General features: G+C 63.9%; 11 protein-coding genes. All 11 read left to right on the top strand.

The window, feature by feature from the left end; genetic code table 11:
- Nucleotides 1-137 precede the first annotated feature (137 nt).
- The 11 genes from HCU76_RS25610 to HCU76_RS25560 all read left to right on the top strand — a co-directional run bounded on the left by HCU76_RS25610 (nucleotide 138) and on the right by HCU76_RS25560 (nucleotide 15,569).
- Nucleotides 138-3,428 carry a type VI secretion system Vgr family protein gene (locus HCU76_RS25610; protein WP_218510984.1) on the top strand — a complete coding sequence of 1,097 codons (3,291 nt, stop codon included), beginning with the start codon at nucleotides 138-140 and terminating at the stop codon, nucleotides 3,426-3,428.
- 7 nt (nucleotides 3,429-3,435) lie between these two features.
- Nucleotides 3,436-5,250 carry a phosphatidylserine/phosphatidylglycerophosphate/cardiolipin synthase family protein gene (locus HCU76_RS25605; RefSeq protein ID WP_218511014.1) on the top strand — a complete coding sequence of 605 codons (1,815 nt, stop codon included), beginning with the start codon at nucleotides 3,436-3,438 and terminating at the stop codon, nucleotides 5,248-5,250.
- A gap of 87 nt (nucleotides 5,251-5,337) precedes the next feature.
- Nucleotides 5,338-6,168, top strand: a complete 831-nt coding sequence (locus HCU76_RS25600) for a sel1 repeat family protein (RefSeq protein WP_218510983.1) — start codon at nucleotides 5,338-5,340, stop codon at nucleotides 6,166-6,168.
- Between the two features lie 166 nt (nucleotides 6,169-6,334).
- Complete coding sequence (locus tag HCU76_RS25595) at nucleotides 6,335-7,273, top strand: alpha/beta hydrolase (protein WP_218510982.1); 939 nt, start codon at nucleotides 6,335-6,337, stop codon at nucleotides 7,271-7,273.
- A gap of 164 nt (nucleotides 7,274-7,437) precedes the next feature.
- Nucleotides 7,438-8,256, top strand: a complete 819-nt coding sequence (locus tag HCU76_RS25590; RefSeq protein WP_256354437.1) for a helix-turn-helix domain-containing protein — start codon at nucleotides 7,438-7,440, stop codon at nucleotides 8,254-8,256.
- Between the two features lie 19 nt (nucleotides 8,257-8,275).
- Nucleotides 8,276-9,151, top strand: coding sequence for a branched-chain amino acid ABC transporter permease (locus HCU76_RS25585; protein WP_213953281.1), 876 nt, complete (start codon nucleotides 8,276-8,278; stop codon nucleotides 9,149-9,151).
- On the top strand, nucleotides 9,151-10,227 hold the full coding sequence (locus tag HCU76_RS25580; RefSeq protein WP_213952753.1) for a branched-chain amino acid ABC transporter permease: 1,077 nt from the start codon (nucleotides 9,151-9,153) through the stop codon (nucleotides 10,225-10,227). The genes HCU76_RS25585 and HCU76_RS25580 overlap by 1 nt, the downstream gene beginning before the upstream one ends.
- Nucleotides 10,224-11,036 carry an ABC transporter ATP-binding protein gene (locus HCU76_RS25575; protein ID WP_213952754.1) on the top strand — a complete coding sequence of 271 codons (813 nt, stop codon included), beginning with the start codon at nucleotides 10,224-10,226 and terminating at the stop codon, nucleotides 11,034-11,036. The genes HCU76_RS25580 and HCU76_RS25575 overlap by 4 nt, the downstream gene beginning before the upstream one ends.
- Nucleotides 11,037-11,688: 652 nt before the next feature.
- Nucleotides 11,689-12,468, top strand: a complete 780-nt coding sequence (locus tag HCU76_RS25570; RefSeq protein ID WP_218510981.1) for an ABC transporter ATP-binding protein — start codon at nucleotides 11,689-11,691, stop codon at nucleotides 12,466-12,468.
- A gap of 4 nt (nucleotides 12,469-12,472) precedes the next feature.
- Nucleotides 12,473-14,329, top strand: coding sequence for a long-chain fatty acid--CoA ligase (locus tag HCU76_RS25565; protein ID WP_218510980.1), 1,857 nt, complete (start codon nucleotides 12,473-12,475; stop codon nucleotides 14,327-14,329).
- Nucleotides 14,330-14,402: 73 nt separating this feature from the next.
- Nucleotides 14,403-15,569: an ABC transporter substrate-binding protein gene (locus HCU76_RS25560; protein ID WP_213952757.1), complete on the top strand. Its 1,167-nt coding sequence runs from the start codon at nucleotides 14,403-14,405 to the stop codon at nucleotides 15,567-15,569.
- Nucleotides 15,570-15,673 lie beyond the last annotated feature (104 nt).

The following is a 15,673-nucleotide window of genomic DNA, read 5'->3' as shown; positions in this document are numbered from 1 at the left end:
CGCGCTGACGCATCCTCAATCAAAGGCAGAGCAACCGCGCGCCGAGCCAGTAGACTGCGCGGTCAAGATGCGGGCCGTTCTGGCACCGCACGCGTCAGGGAGTAGAAAAATCATGCACGAAAACCGTGCCGATGCCCATGTCGGGCATTGACGTCGCGGCCGCCTGGGCCGAACTCAGCCAGGCCAACCGCCTTTACCGGCTGCAAGCCGCCAGCGGACAAGACGGCAATAGCAACGCCATCGTCGATGCGCTCCGCGTCGAAGGCTGGGTGCAACGCGAAGCGATCAGCGGCCTGTTCGAACTGCGCATCGTCTGCCTGAGCCTGGACGCGCACCTCGAACTCAAGTCGATGGTGGGCGAATCGCTCACGCTGCTCAGCGTGCTTGCGAACGGCGAACTGGTGCGCCGCAGCGGCATGGTTCGCGCCGCCGAATCGCTCGGCGCCAACGGCGGCCTGGCGCGCTACCGCCTGACCTTGGTGCCCGCCTTGTGGCTGGCCACGCAGCAGGCCCGCAGCCAAGTGTTCCAGCGGCGCACGGTCGCCGATATCGTCGAGCAGGTGCTCGCGCCTTACGCTGACGCGATGCCGTGGGACTACTCCCCGGAGGCCTCGGGTTTCCTGGCTGGCGCGCCTGAGCGAACCTATTGCACGCAGTACCGCGAAACCGACTTCGACTTCCTGTCTCGCCTATTGGCCGAAGAAGGCTTGGCCTGGCGCATCGAAGAGGACGAGGCGGCCCCGCTGGGCCACAAGCTCATCCTCTTCGCTGCCAACGAACAGCAACCGGCCGACCCGTCATCGCCCATCCGCTTCCATCGCAAGAGCTCCCAAGAGCGCAGTGACGCCGTGCAGGCGCTGGCGCGACGCATGCGCCACTCGGTTGCGCAGGTGAACCTGGCCGCCTGGCATGTGGACGCCAAGCGTCAGGTCAGCGGCAGCGCCCCTACCACCTTCCCGGTGGGCGGCCCGCGCGCCGCCCGCCTCGAATACGACGACGTGCAAGGCCTGAACGATCAGGCGCGCAACTGGAGTGACAGCGGCACGGTGGGTCGCTATGCAGGCCTGCTCATGGAGGCGGCCGAATGCCGTGCCGACATGCTGATCGGCCACAGCACCGTGCGCACCCTGCGCGCCGGTACGCGCATCGAAATCACCAACGCCCCGGCACTCGGCCTGACCAAGCCCCCGCACCTGCTGCTCGACAGCATTGAGCACGTCGGCATCAACAACCTCCCGCGCGATACCGCTGCTTCGATCGCGGCGCAGCTCGGAGGCTTGTTGCCGTATCTGGTGTTCGATGCGCAGGCGGTGAGTGCACTCTCGGCCATCACCACGGAAGCTGAGGTGTTCGGCTTGGCACCGCGATCAGGCTCCGCATCGCCGGACGCGACATCTCGCATCGACCCGCAGCCCGACCGCCAGGCCCTCGCGACCGCCCAGTCCACCGGCTACGCCAACAGCTTCGCAGGCGTCCACGAAGTCCGCCCCTGGCGCCCGGCCGTCATCGCAGCCAACGGCGCCCGCCTGCATGCCAAGCCGACCGTGCACGGCATCCAAAGCGCCATCGTCGTCGGCCCTTCCGGCGAGACCAGTCCCAGCGGCGCCGACGAGCTCTACTGCAACGCCCGCGGCGACATCCGCGTGCGCTTCCACTGGCAGCGGCCCGAGGAAGCCCGCGACGACAACAAGACCACCCGCTGGACCCGCAGCGCCCAGCGCCAGGCCGGCCCCGGCATGGGCTGGCAGTGGATCCACCGCATCGGCCAAGAGGTCGCGGTGCGCTTCGCCGATGGCGACATCGACCAGCCCATCGTGGTCGGCGGCCTGTACAACGGCCGGGGCGAAGGTGGCATCGCCCCGACCCCCGGCGGCGAAACGAAGGCGCAGAGCGACACCAGCGTCTTCGCCCAAGCCAGCGACGCTGCCGCCAGCGCCCAGGCCAACCTCGCCAATGGCGAATCCAGCGGCAACGCCCCCGCGTGGCACGGCGCCAGCGCCGACCCCAGGGGCCACCGCAACGCTGCGGCCTTGACCGGCTTCAAGACCAAGGAGTTCGGTGGTGCGGGCTACAGCCAACTCGTCTTCGACGACTCGGACAGCCAGTTGCGAATCCAGCTTCATGCCAGCACCGGGCATAGCCAGTTGAACCTGGGCCACCTGATCCACCAGAAGGACAACTACCGCGGCAGCTTCCGGGGGCAGGGGCTGGAACTCAGGACCGATGCGTACGCATCACTGCGAGGCGGCAAGGGCGTCCTCCTGAGCACGTACCACGGGCAGGGCGGTAGCAGGCTCGAACCCACGGGCGACTTCGCTGCGGGCATGGCGTTGATGAAGCAGGTGCAACAGTTGGGACAAGCCTTGAGCGGCGCAGCAAAGACGCATCTCACGGTTCAGATGGCGGGCCATGTCGGCGCGACCAAGCCGAACGAATCGATCCTGGACAAGGACAAGGCGCCCTACGCAGCGATGCAGCACGCAGTCAGCGGCATGGTGGACGGGCGCGATCTGCAAGACGCCTACTCGGACGCCGCAGACAAGGCCATCGCAGCCGGCAAGGACAAGGTCCCGCACGCCACCGATGCGGTGATCGCCATGGCGGCCAAGGGCGGACTCGCGATGGTGGCTGGCCAGCATGTGCAGGTAGTGGCCGGAGAGACCGCCACGCTTGCCACCGCAGGCGACCTGAACTTCGCATTGGCGGACGCGCTGCGCATCCACAGCGGCCAGGCCATCGGCGTCCTCGCGGGTGCGCAGAAGGCTGATGCGGAAGCGGGCCTGAGCGTCATCGCCAGCAAGGACGACCTGGACTTCCAGGCGCAGCACGACGAACTGAAGATCCAGGCCAAGGACAAGCTGAAGATCGCCAGCACAAGCAAGACCGTCGAGCTTGCGGCCAAGAAGAAGATCAAGGTCGCCACAGCCCAAGGCGCCTCCATCGTAGTGGAGAACGGGGACATCACGTTCCAGTGTCCGGGGACGATCACTTACTACACGATGCAGAGGACGTTGGCAGGGCCAACGCGAGGGAACTTCAAGCTGCCCGAGTTCCCGGACTCGACCACCAGCCCCCTCAAGTCAAGGGCCATGTTCAGCCTTGGAGCCATGCCCGGCCTCATGCAGAACTACGGTGGGGAGCCGTATACCCTCTACGCCGATGGTGCGGTCCTTCAGAAAGGCGTGACCGAGGATGACGGCTCCGTGATGTGGGACCACAAAGAGAGCACCCAGCAATACAAGGTGGAACTTGTCACCGGGCAAGTTTTCGAGGTTGATGCGCTTGAGACGTTCGGCTCCGATGCCGCGCGAAAGTTGGCCAATCAAGGCTACCGCGGCTTTGAGCACGAAGCGGGTGACAAGGCTGACTACGGAGCCGAAGGCGACGAATTTCGCAAACGCGCGTGGCGTGGCAAGAACCAAGATTGAAATTTCGATGACCACATTCACACCTCCCGTCGAAAAGACGGCCATTGCGCTGGACGTTAAGCGTGACGTGAATCTGACTCAGCCATGGTTCACTCAAAAAAGCAAGTACCCGCCGCGTGCCGCAAACTTCGTCGAGCCGCTTACTAATGGCGAACAGGCATTCGGCGCAGTGCATGCCGCAGTCTCTGGAGCAACCAAGAGCATCGACATCATCACGTGGGGCTTCGACCCGAGCATGCGCTTACGTCGCCCTGATGGTCTGCGCTACGGAGAACTGCTTCTGCAAAAAGCCAAGGCCGGCCTCCAAGTCCGAGTGCTTGTCTGGAGCGGTGCTTTTCCAGGGACCGAACCCACAGCAGGAGACGGCTTGTTCGGGAGCGGTGGAGGGGCAGCGGGTTTGGGTTCGGGCGTTGGAGCGACCTCCGCCGGCAATGCCAGTGGAGACCGCGACAAAGAAAACAAGTACGGAATCCTGACCAGCAGCGGGGCCATGCTGAAAAATGACCCTGAAGCCATGGCATTCAATCGCCGCTGGTTTGCAGAGAAGAACGGAAACATGTCCTTTCGAAGGCGTGGTTTCGACAGTTCGGACAGTTCGCACATCTGGAATCGGGAGATCGCGAAACACGGCCGGAGCACGATGACAACTGCGCTGGCAACAACCGCTTCGCATCATCAAAAGATGCTGCTCGTGGATTACGAGTTGCCTGATGCAGCGGTTGGCTTCGTCATGGGCCACAACTCGATGAATGACTACTGGGATTCCGACAGCCACGACTACGACAGCGCCCTGCGACTTGGCTTCGGGCCTTGGCAAGATCTTTCGTCCCGCGTTTTCGGCCCAGTGCTGTTCGACTTGAACGAAAACTTCTCGACTGCGTGGACTAAGGCGCAGCCCTGGTTTTGGGGTGATATGCCTATTCCCGAATCAAGAAAAACGCTGAAACCTAGTGCGTTCGAAGCGTCGGCGGCCAAGCGTGGCAAACCACAAATGGCACAAATTTGCCGAACTCAGCCGCAGGAGGGGGATCAGTCCATCCTGGATGTCTACAAGATTGCGCTGAGCAATGCGCGCAGCTACGTGTATTTTGAGAACCAGTACTTTCGCAATCTCGAATTGGCGATGCATCTTCGCGAAGTGCGCAGGAAGCTCAAGGCAGGCGGTTGGAAGCGCGACTTCTACATTTTTGTGGTCACAAACGTTCCGGAGCTGACTGGACGCGTGAGCACCTACGACATGCTCAATGCGCTGGGGAAATCCAATCATTTGCCGAGGATCGAGAAACAGGAGGAAGGCAGAAAATCCGAGTCTGAGGACAGTCGTGCATTGCGAAAGAGGGATCTTGAGGGCGTGAATATTCATGTATGCACCCTGTGCGCGAGTGGGTTCAAGCAAGATTTACCGCAAGCACTTCCCGTGGGTGGCGCAAGCTCGACGGGCTTTCCCAACATCAGCATTTATCAACCGCCGGCTGTTGCCGACTACAAGAACATCTACGTGCACTCTAAATTGCTGTTAGTCGACGACGTGTTCTTCACAGTCGGATCGGCCAACGTGAATGTGCGCAGCATGGAGTCGGACTCGGAACTCAATATTGCGGTGCCTGCGCCTGACATAGCTAGGGAATGGCGTCAGCGATTGTGGGAGATACATACAAAGCGCAAGCCAGGAAATGATTTGAAAGAGGAGTTTCGCGCGTGGCAGACGATCACTGCAAGGAATGGCGAGGCAAAAGCCAATGGAAGCGCACTGTCGTCGGCGCTTATCGAGTTCTATGATGACTCTCCTTCTGGATTCTTTGCCAACCGGCGCCCGGATTGACCTGTGGATTCGCACCGTTGCGTCGCCGTTTTATTGTCTGTTGCAGCCGTTCTCTTCGGTTGCGACACCCGCTCCGGGAGCAAGCCTATGACCACTCTCAGCATCGACTGGAAAGCGCTCACATTCCAATGCGCCCATGAAAAGGACACTTGGCCAAAAGTCGCGGGCGAGCCTGATGCCGAAGTCTGGTTCCAGCGAGGCAGCGGCCTGCATCGAGCGGGCACGGCCAAAGACGATGAGGCGCTCCTGAAAGAGGCCTTTGCACTGACAAAGAGAGCCGCCGAGCACGGGCATGTGCTCGCCATGAATAACCTTGTGGTGATGTATCTCGATGGCGATGGCGTGAAGCCCAGCGACGCGAATGCGGTCGAGTGGGCCGAGAAGCTGATAGCGATGAACATTGGCATGGGGTACTACCACATGGGCACGTTCCTGCAACAAGGCATCGGTGTGACAGAAGACCGCAAAGCAGCGCTTTCGTATTTCCGAAGGGCGGCGGACTTAGGGAACGCACAGGGGCAGCTTTCTGCGGGCGAGACCATACGAAAGGCTGTCGCACAGCTCGGTCCCGATGAGAAGGAGCGAGGCTTCGCCGTTGCTCGCGCCATGTTCCAGTGCGCGCTCGATCAAGGACTTGGCGAAGCAGGCTACGCGCTCGCAAGGCAATACGTGGGCTATGAAAGCAAGCCCAAGGAGGCGTTGATGGCCTATCAGGCAGCTGCAAAGCTTGGTCATGTTCAGAGCCTATTTGATCTATGGGTATTGTTCAGAGACGGTGAGTATGGGTTTGAGAAGGACGTCATTCGCAGCGGGTGCTATGAGCGACTTTGGCGAGAGCGTGAAGACGACAGGACGAAGAAATTCCCAGACATCGACCGCATCTGCCCCTTGCCTCCAAAGCGCATGCCGCGCAACTGACCCGCCTCAGGTGGCGCCAGCGCACGGACGGCAAGCTCGACTACTGACGCGGACCCATGCGGTCAACAGAGCCCCGCGTATCGAGCGGACATCCGGGTGCCTGCTGATACCGCCATCCCGTCATTCGTTCGAAACTGGTCCCTTCCTCAGCCTTTCAAGGGACCCCATGCTCCACCCCCAAGCCCGCGGCCTGCTCGACTTCATCGCATCGCGCAACGTGCCGCCGACGCACACGTTGCCCGCCGTCGAAGCCCGCGCCTTCTACCGCGACCGCCGCGCCGTCACGCAGCCCGAGCCCTCCGCCGTCGCCGAAGTGCGCGAGCTCAGCGCTCCCGGCCCCGCAGGCGCAATCCCGCTACGCCTCTACCGCCCGATGGGCAGCCAGCCCGGCGAGGTGTTGCCCGTGCTCGTCTACTACCACGGCGGCGGCTGGGTCATCGGCGACCTCGACACGCATGACGTGCTGTGCCGCGAGCTGTGCAACGGCTCCGGCTGCGCGGTGGTCGCGGTGGACTACCGGCTTGCGCCCGAGCACCGCTTCCCCGCGGCCGTCGACGACTCGTGGGCGGCCACGCGCTGGATCCGCCAGGAGGCGGCCTCGCTCGGCATCGATGCCAACCGCCTGGCCGTCGGCGGCGACAGCGCAGGCGGCAACCTCGCTGCCGTGATGTCGATCATGGCGCGCGATGCCGGCGATCTGCCGATCGCATTCCAGCTTCTGATCTACCCCGGCACCGACATGCGCCGCGGCCATGCCTCGCACACCACCAACGGCAAGGGCTACCTGCTCGAGGCCGACACCATCACCTACTTCCACGACCACTACATCACCGACGTGGCGCAGGACCTCGACTGGCGCGCGTCGCCGCTGCTGCACAAGGACTTGTCGAAGCTGCCACCCGCGCTCGTGATCACCGCCGGCTTCGATCCGCTGCGCGACGAAGGCCTTGAATATGCCGACACGCTGGCCGCCGCCGGCAACCGCGCGACCTACGTCTGCTTCGAGCGCCAGATCCACGGCTTCATCACGATGGGCAAGGTGCTCGACGAAGCGAATGCGGCCGTCGGCCTTTGCGCGGCCGAACTGCGGCGCGCATTGCGGTGAACCCCAACTAGGGAAAGTCCCGGCGCAAATGGGCCTCTCGCGTCGATTTGCGCCGCTACGATGCCCCGATCGCGAAACGGATGGCGCAGCGAGAGCAGCAACTGCAATCATTACAACAAAAGCGGCAGCCAACCGATTCCACACACACAGGAGGCAACAAGGGCATGCAGGACTCAACCGGCAGCGCACGACCTGTGAAGAGGGGCGAGCGACTCATGTGGATCACGACGCAGCGCGTTTTCTATGCAGGCCTGCTCGGCGCCGCGGGCGAGCGGACGCTTGGCGGGCACGGCGTGTATGTGACGCCGGCCGGCGCGCCACCCAACCGCATCCGCATCGGCGGCGGCGCGTGGCAAAGCGGTGAGTTGCTGGTGGTGCCGGCGCAGGTGCCGCACCAGGTGCAGAGCGAGAGTCCGCTCATCCTCAACCTGCTCATCGAAGCCGACTCCGTGGACGCCGGTGCATTGCCTTCGTTCATGCACCACTGCGGCCCGGTCGACGACGCGCCGGCCTTCGTGCAGCGTGTGCGCGACGGCCATGCCCGGCTGCTTGCGGCGTCGGGCCGCGAATGCTTCAACAGCTTCGACTTCGACACCTTGTTCTTCGGCGCGGCGCTGAAGCCGCGCACCTTCGACGCGCGCATTCGCGAGGTCGTCGACCGCATCAATATCGACCCGGCCGGCACCGCGTCGGCCGAGTCCTGTGCAGCCCTGGTGCATCTTTCCTTCTCGCGCTTCCTGCACCTGTTCAAGCAGGAGATCGGCGTGCCCTTCCGCGCCTTCCGCGCCTGGAAGCGCGCGCGCAGCCTGCTGCGCTACGTGCGCGAGCCGTCCACGCTGACCGACATCGCCCTCGACGCGGGCTATCCCGATTCCACACATTTCAGCCATTCGATCCGGCAGGTGTACGGCCTGCGTCCGAGCGACATTCTTGCCGGCTCGCGCCGCCTTGCGTTGCACGACGCAGGGCGGGTGGTGTTGTGAATTCGGGAGGCCTTTCTTGCTGCAAGTCTTACAGCTGCTGATTTCCGGCATTGCGCAGGGCTGCATCTACGGCCTGATCGCGCTTGGCTTCGTGCTGATCTACAAGGCCACCGAGACGGTGAGCTTTGCGCAGGGCGAACTGATGATGCTCGGCGCCTTCGCGGCCTTCGTCGGCATCTCGATGATGGGCATGCCGTTCTGGATGGCGGCTCTACTGGCGATCGTCGCGATGGCCGCTTTCGGCGTGCTGCTGGAGTTGCTCGTGATCCGCCCGATCCTCGGCCAGCCTCAGTTCTCGATCGTGATGCTGACCATCGGCATCGCCTATGTCGCGCGCGGCGTCATCACGATGCTGCCGGGCATCGGCACCGAGACCAATACGCTGCCCGTGCCTTACAAGGACCAGATCTGGAAGCTCGGCGCGCTGGTGCTCAACGTCGAGCAGATGGTGATCATCGTGGCGACGGCGGTGTTGTGCGGGCTGCTGTTCGCGATGTTCCGCTACAGCAAGCTCGGCATCGCGATGCAGGCCTCCTCGCAGAACCAGCTCGCGGCTTACTACATGGGCATTCCGGTGAAGCGTCTCAACGGGCTGGTGTGGGGGCTGGCGGCGGCGGTGGCGGCGATCGCGGGCATGCTGCTCGCACCCATCACTTTCGTGCACGCGAACATGGGCTTCATCGGGCTCAAGGCCTTTCCGGCGGCGGTGGTGGGCGGCTTCGGCAGCCTGCCCGGCGCGATCGTCGGCGGGCTGGTGATCGGCGTGGTGGAGTCGTTCTCGGGCTTCTACCTGCCGGACGGCTTCAAGGACACGGCGCCGTACATCGTGGTGCTGCTGATGCTGATGTTCAAGCCCAACGGATTGTTCGGCGAGAAGCTGCGCAAGAAGGTCTGATGCGATTCCTCTTCAAGACTTCCTACGCGCAGGACATTGCGTTGGCCAAGCACGGCGGCCATACGTTCTGGTATGGACTGCTGTGCGTCGCGTTGCTGGTGGCTCCCTGGGTGGTGCCCGAGTACTGGATGGCGCAGCTCACCTTCGTGTTGATCTACGGCATCGTCGGTCTGGGGCTGATGCTGCTCGCGGGCTTCACCGGACAGTTCTCGATCGGCCATGCCGCCTTCCTCGGCACGGGCGCGTACACGCAGGCGGTGCTGAGCAACATGGGCGTGCCCGTTCCGATCGCGCTGCTGGGGGCCGCAGCGCTGTCGGCTGCGGTGGGCGTGGTGGTGGCGATGCCGGCGCTGCGCGTGAAGGGCATCTATCTCGGCATCGCGACCTTGTCCTTCGGCTTCATCGTCGAGGAAGTGTTCGCGCGGTGGGAGAGCGTGACGGGCGGCAACTCGGGCTTGCATGTAAAGACGGCGACCCTGTTCGGCCTGGATCTGGGCGCTGGCAATGGCTTCTATTACCTGTGCCTGGTGATCGCGGTGCTGGCCACGCTGGGCATCCTGAACCTGCTGCGCTCGCCGACGGGGCGGGCCTTCGTGGCGATCCGCGACTCCGAGATCTCGGCGCAGAGCATGGGCATTCACCTGGCGCGGTACAAGACGATGTCCTTCGCCATCTCAGCCGCGCTCGCCGGCGTGGGCGGCGGGTTGTATGCGCACAAGCTGAGCTTCATCTCGCCGGACCAGTTCAACATCATCCAGTCGATCGACTTGTTGCTGATGGTGGTGATCGGCGGGCTGGGATCGGTGCACGGCGCCTTCCTCGGCGCGATCTTCCTGATCGCGATGCCGCAGTTGATCTCGATGGGCAAGGATTACCTGCCGGCGGTGGTGGGGCAGGCGCCGGGCTTGCAAGGGCTGGTCTACGGGCTGGTGCTGATCGCATTCGTGATGTTCGAGCCGCTGGGCCTGTACGGCCGCTGGCTGAAGGTGCGGACCTGGCTGCAGCTCTTCCCTTTCTATAGGCGCGGGCTGTTCAAGCGGCAGAAATCCTTCACCAAGTCGGACCGCCTCAGATGAGCAGCGACATCCTTCTCTCCGCCAGGGACCTGAGCGTGCGCTTCGGCGGCGTGCTCGCAGTCAACAAGGTGAGCTTCGACGTGCGGCGCGGCGAGGTGTTCACCTTGATCGGCCCGAATGGCGCGGGCAAGACGACGGTGTTCAACCTGATCAGCCGCATCTACACGCCGACCTCCGGCGAGATCACCTGGCATGGCGAGGGCACGCCGCTCGCGTTGACGCAGCAGGCGCCGCATGCGATTGCCGCGCTGGGCATTGCGCGCACTTTCCAGAACATCGAGTTGTTCGAGTACGCGACGGTGTTGCAGAACCTGCTGATCGGCCGGCACACGCATCGCCAGACGGGCTTCTGGAATGAAGTGTTCTTCACGCCGGCCACGCGCCGCGCGGAAGTCGCGGCGCGCGAGAAGGCGGAGCAGGTGATCGACCTGCTCGACCTGCAGCACCATCGGGACTCGATGGTGGCGGGCTTGCCGTATGGCGTGCGCAAGGTGGTGGAGCTGGCGCGTGCGTTGTGCACGGAACCGAAGTTGCTGTTGCTCGATGAGCCATCCTCGGGGTTGAACGTCGAGGAGACGGCCGACATGGCGTTCTGGATCCAGGACATCCAGCAGGAGCTGGGCGTGTCGGTGCTGATGGTGGAGCACGACATGTCGCTGGTGTCCAAGGTGTCCGATCGCGTGCTGGCGATGAACCAGGGCGAGGAGATCGCGACGGGGACGCCGCGCGAGGTTCAGTCGGATGCGAAAGTGGTCGAGGCGTATCTGGGGACGGTGGATGACGTGAGCAGTTTGCGGAGGGTGGCGTGAGCGGTTTGTTGTCCTTGTCGTCGCGGAGAGCGCCCGGCATGCGATGCGCGCCGGTCGCCTTCACTGTGCCGGTCGCTTCGCGACTTCCCTGCGCTGCTCGCCTTTCGCGGGGTCTGGCTCAAACTCGCTTCGCTCAGACAATCGCCAGCCCTCATCCGCGAAAGGCTGCGCTGCTCGGCGGCACAGAGGCGGCGCCCGTCGCGCATCGCATGCCGGGCTTGGGGGTGATCGATCTTCACGTCCCTTGGGGAGGCGGCGGCCCTCACCCCAGCCCTCTCCCAGAGGGAGAGGGAGCAAGACCGGCCGAGGGCGAAGAATCAGCAGAGGTCGTGATACCGGCGCCGCGTGTCCACGTCGGCGGGTGGCATGCGGTGCGGGGTGGGCGAGCCCTTCTGCGCCGCCGAGCAGCGGAGCGTTTGGCGGATCAGGGCCACATGCTGTTTGAGCGAAGCGAGTTCATGTGGACCCCGCCAAACGTGAGCAGCGCAGGGGAGTCGCGAAGCGACCGGCGCAGTAGGGTCGCACGCGCCGTGCCGCATGCCGCCCGACGACGCACCCCGAACCTGACCTCGACTGCAAGTGCAAGTGCAATCGCGCGCGCCATGGCTACTGCATTCGCGATTGCATTCGCAACAGCGCAAGAAGGACATGCATGAGCGAAGACCAGCCCGTCCTCCAGTTGCTCAACGTCGAAAGCGCTTATGGCCCCATCAAGGCCATCCGTGGCGTCAGTCTCAAGGTGCGCCCCGGTGAAATCGCAACCGTCCTCGGCTCCAACGGCGCCGGCAAGACCACCATCCTCAAGACCATCTCCGGCATCATCGACCCGCGCAAGGGCAGCATCGAGTTCAAGGGCCAGAACATCACCGCGAAAGACCCGGCCTTCATCGTCCAGCAGGGCCTGAGCCACGTGCCCGAGGGGCGCGAAGTGTTCCCGCTGCTGTCGGTCAAGGACAACCTGCTCATGGGCGCCTACACCCGCAAGGACCGCGACGGCGTGGGGCGCGACATGGAGACGGTGTTCAACTACTTCCCGATCCTGCGCGAGCGCGCCACGCAGGACGCCGGCCTGCTCTCCGGTGGCCAGCAGCAGATGCTCGCCATCTCGCGCGCCATCATGGCCGCGCCCGCCTTGATCCTGCTCGACGAACCGAGCCTCGGCCTGTCGCCCAAGCTCACCAAGGAAATCTTCGAGATCGTCGTGCGCATCAACCGCGAGCGCGGCACCACCATCTTGCTGGTCGAGCAGAACGCCAACATGGCGCTCAATGCATCCGACTACGGCTACGTGCTGGAAAACGGCCGCATCGTCATGGAAGACACTTGCGAGCGATTGCGCGAGAAGGACGACATCAAGGAGTTCTATCTCGGCCTCAAGGACGACGGCGTGCGCGGCGAGCGGCGCTGGAAGAAAAAGAAGACCTGGAGATAAGCGCATGCAAGGACTCTGGGACACCGCCGCCATCCAGCCGAAGTTCGACATCGTCGTGCCCGGCGACACCATTCCCGCGGTGTTCTGGAATGCGGTGCGGCAGCGCGGCGACACCGTGTGGATGCGGCAGAAGCAACTGGGCATCTGGCGCAGCTGGAGCTGGAACCAGACCGCCGTGGCGGTCAAGGAGATCGCGGGCGGGCTCATGGCCATCGGCTTCGGCGCGGGCCAGTGCGCGTCGATCCTTTCCAACACCGTCATCGAGTGGGTGCTGTGCGACCTGGCCGTGCTGAGCTGCGGCGGCGTCGCCAACGGCATCTATCCGACCGATGCCGCGTCGCAGGTGCACTACCTCTGCGAAGACTCAAGCACCACCGTGCTCTTCGTCGAGGACGACGAGCAGCTCGACAAGGCGCTCGAAGTGCGCGCCGGCCTGCCGTTGCTGCGCAAGATCATCGTGGCCGACATGGAAGGCCTGCGCGACCTTCATGACCCCGACGTCATGAGCCTCGACGCCTTGCGTGCGCTGGGCCGCGAGTACCTGCAGGCGCACCCCAGCGCAGTCGAGTCGGCGGTGGCCGCGTGCCGGCCCGAGGACCTCGCCATCCTGGTCTACACCTCCGGCACCACCGGCAAGCCGAAGGGCGCGATGCACAGCCATGGCGGACTCGTCTTCACCGCGCGCGGCTACAACACGCTGATCGCGCAGGACGAGCGCGACGAGCGCATGTGCTTCCTGCCGCTGTGCCACATCGCCGAGCGCATGGGCGGCGAGTACTTCGCGATGTACACCGGCTCGATCCTCAACTTCGTCGAGAACCCCGAGACCGTGCCCGAGAACGTGCGCGAGATCGCGCCGACCGTGTTCACCGCGGTTCCGCGCGTGTGGGAGAAGTTCTACTCCGGCGTGATGATCGCGCTGAAGGAAGCGAGCCCGCTCCAGCAGGCCGCGTACAAGTGGAGCATCGGCATCGGCGAGGCCATCGCGGCCAAGGTGCTGGCCGGCGAGGAGGTCAGCGGCGCGCTCAAGCTCAAGTTCCGCATCGCGCGTGTGCTGGCGCTCGACAATGCGCGCAAGCTGATCGGCATCCACCGGGCGCGCTTCCTTGTGACCGGCGCCGCGCCGATCTCGCCGGAACTGGTCAAGTGGTATCTCGCACTCGGCGTGCCGATGCTGGAGGTCTGGGGCATGACGGAGTCCTGCGGCGCATCGACGGCGGTGCCGGCCACGCGCATCAAGCCCGGGTCGATCGGCCCGGCAACGGTCTACAACGAAGTGCGCATCGATCCCCGCAACGGCGAGATCCTGGTGCGCGGGCAGAACGTGTTCATGGGCTACCTCAACCAGCCCGAGAAAACGGCCGAGACCATCGATGCCGAAGGCTGGCTGCACACCGGCGACGTGGGCACGATGGACCAGGACGGCTACTTCCGCATCACCGACCGGATGAAGGACATCATCATCACGGCCGGCGGCAAGAACGTGACGCCGAGCGAGCTGGAGAACGAACTCAAGTTCAGTCCCTACGTCACCGATGCAGTGGTGATCGGCGACAAGCGGCCCTACCTCACCGTGATCATCATGATCGACCAGGAGAACGTCGAGAAGTTCGCGCAGGACAACGACGTGCCCTTCAGCAACTACCAGAGCCTGACGCGCGCCAAGGAAGTGCTGGACCTGATCCAGTCGGAGCTGGAGCGCGTCAACACCAAGTTCGCGCGCGTGGAGCAGATCAAGAAGTTCTTCCTGCTGGAGACGCAGCTCAGCGCGGAAGACGAAGAACTCACGCCGACGATGAAGCTCAAGCGCAAGCTGGTGCAGACCAAGTACGCCGAGCGCATCGAAGCCATGTATTCATGACTCGCCCAGGCGCCGCTGCATCGGCAGCGGCCCTGGCGAGTGATCGCAGTTTTATTGACCAGAGGAGTTCGTGATGAAGACTTTGACAGCAATCGCTCTCGCCGCTTCGCTCGCGCTGGGCGCGGGTTCGGCGCTGGCGCAATCGCAGGGCGTGAGCAAGGACGAGATCCTGATCGGCACGATCCAGGACTTGTCGGGCCCGCTGGCAGCCTTCGGCAAGCAGTCGCGCAACGGCATGCAACTGCGCGTGGACGAGATCAACGAGCAGGGCGGCGTGAACGGGCGCAAGCTCAAGCTGCTGGTCGAGGACTCGGGCTACGACCCGAAGAAGGCCGTCCTCGCGGCGCAGAAGCTGGTCAACCAGGAGAAGATCTTCATCATGGCCGGCCACATCGGCACGGCGCAGAACATGGCGGCGATGCCGGTGCAGTTCGAGAAGAACGTGATCAACTTCATGCCGATCACGGCGGCGCGCGAGATGTACGAGCCCTTCCACAAACTCAAGTATTCATTCGCGGCGACCTATTACGACCAGATCCGCATGGCTTTACCGAAGCTGGTCAAGGACAAGGGCGCGAAGAAGGTCTGCACGATCTACCAGGACGATGAGTTCGGGCTGGAGGTGCAGCGCGGCGCCGAGGCCGGCTTGAAGACGATGGGCATGGAAGTGGCCGAGAAGACCTCGTTCAAGCGCGGCGCCACCGACTTCAGTTCACAGGTCGCCAAGCTGAAGGCGTCCAACTGCGAAGTGGTGGTGCTCGGCACCATCATCCGCGAGACCATCGGCACCGTGGGCGAGTCGCGCAAGACTGGCTTCAGTCCGGTCTTCCTGGGTTCGAGCGCCGCGTATACCGACCTGATCCACAAGCTGGGCGGCAAGCCGATGGATGGCATCTACGCGACGATGACGGTGCAGAACCCCTACACCGACGAGCAGTCGCAACCGCTGCGCTTCTGGGCCAACAAGTACAAGACCAAGTTCAACGAAGACCCGACCGTGTTCAGCGCCTACGGCTACGAGATCATCGACGCCTTCATCCAGGCGGCGCAGAAGACCGGCACCAACCTGTCGACCGACAGCTTCATCAAGACGATGGACTCCACGACCTTCATGCCCGACATGTTCGGCTCGCCGAAGATGACCTATTCGCCGACCAAGCGCCTGGGCAACGACCAGTCGCGGCTGTCGCAGATCGTGGATGGGAAGTGGAAGGTGGTGTCGGACTACGTCGCGCCGTAGTCGTCCCCTCTCTCCTCCAGCGGGAGGGCCTTGTTCCCTCTCCCTCTGGGAGAGGGTTAGGGTGAGGGCAAGTGCCTTTGCAAATTCACAGCCTCATCCATCGC

The sequence above is a fragment of the Variovorax sp. dw_308 genome, assembly GCF_019207085.1.
Classification (GTDB): domain Bacteria; phylum Pseudomonadota; class Gammaproteobacteria; order Burkholderiales; family Burkholderiaceae_C; genus Variovorax.
This window is presented reverse-complemented; position numbering and strand designations above follow the sequence as displayed.

What these genes read in the sequence shown, in the direction of transcription:
- HCU76_RS25610 (WP_218510984.1), top strand. Translation starts at nt 138, where the DNA reads ATGTCGGGCATTGACGTCGCGGCCGCCTGGGCCGAACTCAGCCAGGCC.
- HCU76_RS25605 (WP_218511014.1), top strand. Translation starts at nt 3,436, where the DNA reads ATGACCACATTCACACCTCCCGTCGAAAAGACGGCCATTGCGCTGGAC.
- HCU76_RS25600 (WP_218510983.1), top strand. Translation starts at nt 5,338, where the DNA reads ATGACCACTCTCAGCATCGACTGGAAAGCGCTCACATTCCAATGCGCC.
- HCU76_RS25595 (WP_218510982.1), top strand. Translation starts at nt 6,335, where the DNA reads ATGCTCCACCCCCAAGCCCGCGGCCTGCTCGACTTCATCGCATCGCGC.
- HCU76_RS25590 (WP_256354437.1), top strand. Translation starts at nt 7,438, where the DNA reads ATGCAGGACTCAACCGGCAGCGCACGACCTGTGAAGAGGGGCGAGCGA.
- HCU76_RS25580 (WP_213952753.1), top strand. Translation starts at nt 9,151, where the DNA reads ATGCGATTCCTCTTCAAGACTTCCTACGCGCAGGACATTGCGTTGGCC.
- HCU76_RS25575 (WP_213952754.1), top strand. Translation starts at nt 10,224, where the DNA reads ATGAGCAGCGACATCCTTCTCTCCGCCAGGGACCTGAGCGTGCGCTTC.
- HCU76_RS25570 (WP_218510981.1), top strand. Translation starts at nt 11,689, where the DNA reads ATGAGCGAAGACCAGCCCGTCCTCCAGTTGCTCAACGTCGAAAGCGCT.
- HCU76_RS25565 (WP_218510980.1), top strand. Translation starts at nt 12,473, where the DNA reads ATGCAAGGACTCTGGGACACCGCCGCCATCCAGCCGAAGTTCGACATC.
- HCU76_RS25560 (WP_213952757.1), top strand. Translation starts at nt 14,403, where the DNA reads ATGAAGACTTTGACAGCAATCGCTCTCGCCGCTTCGCTCGCGCTGGGC.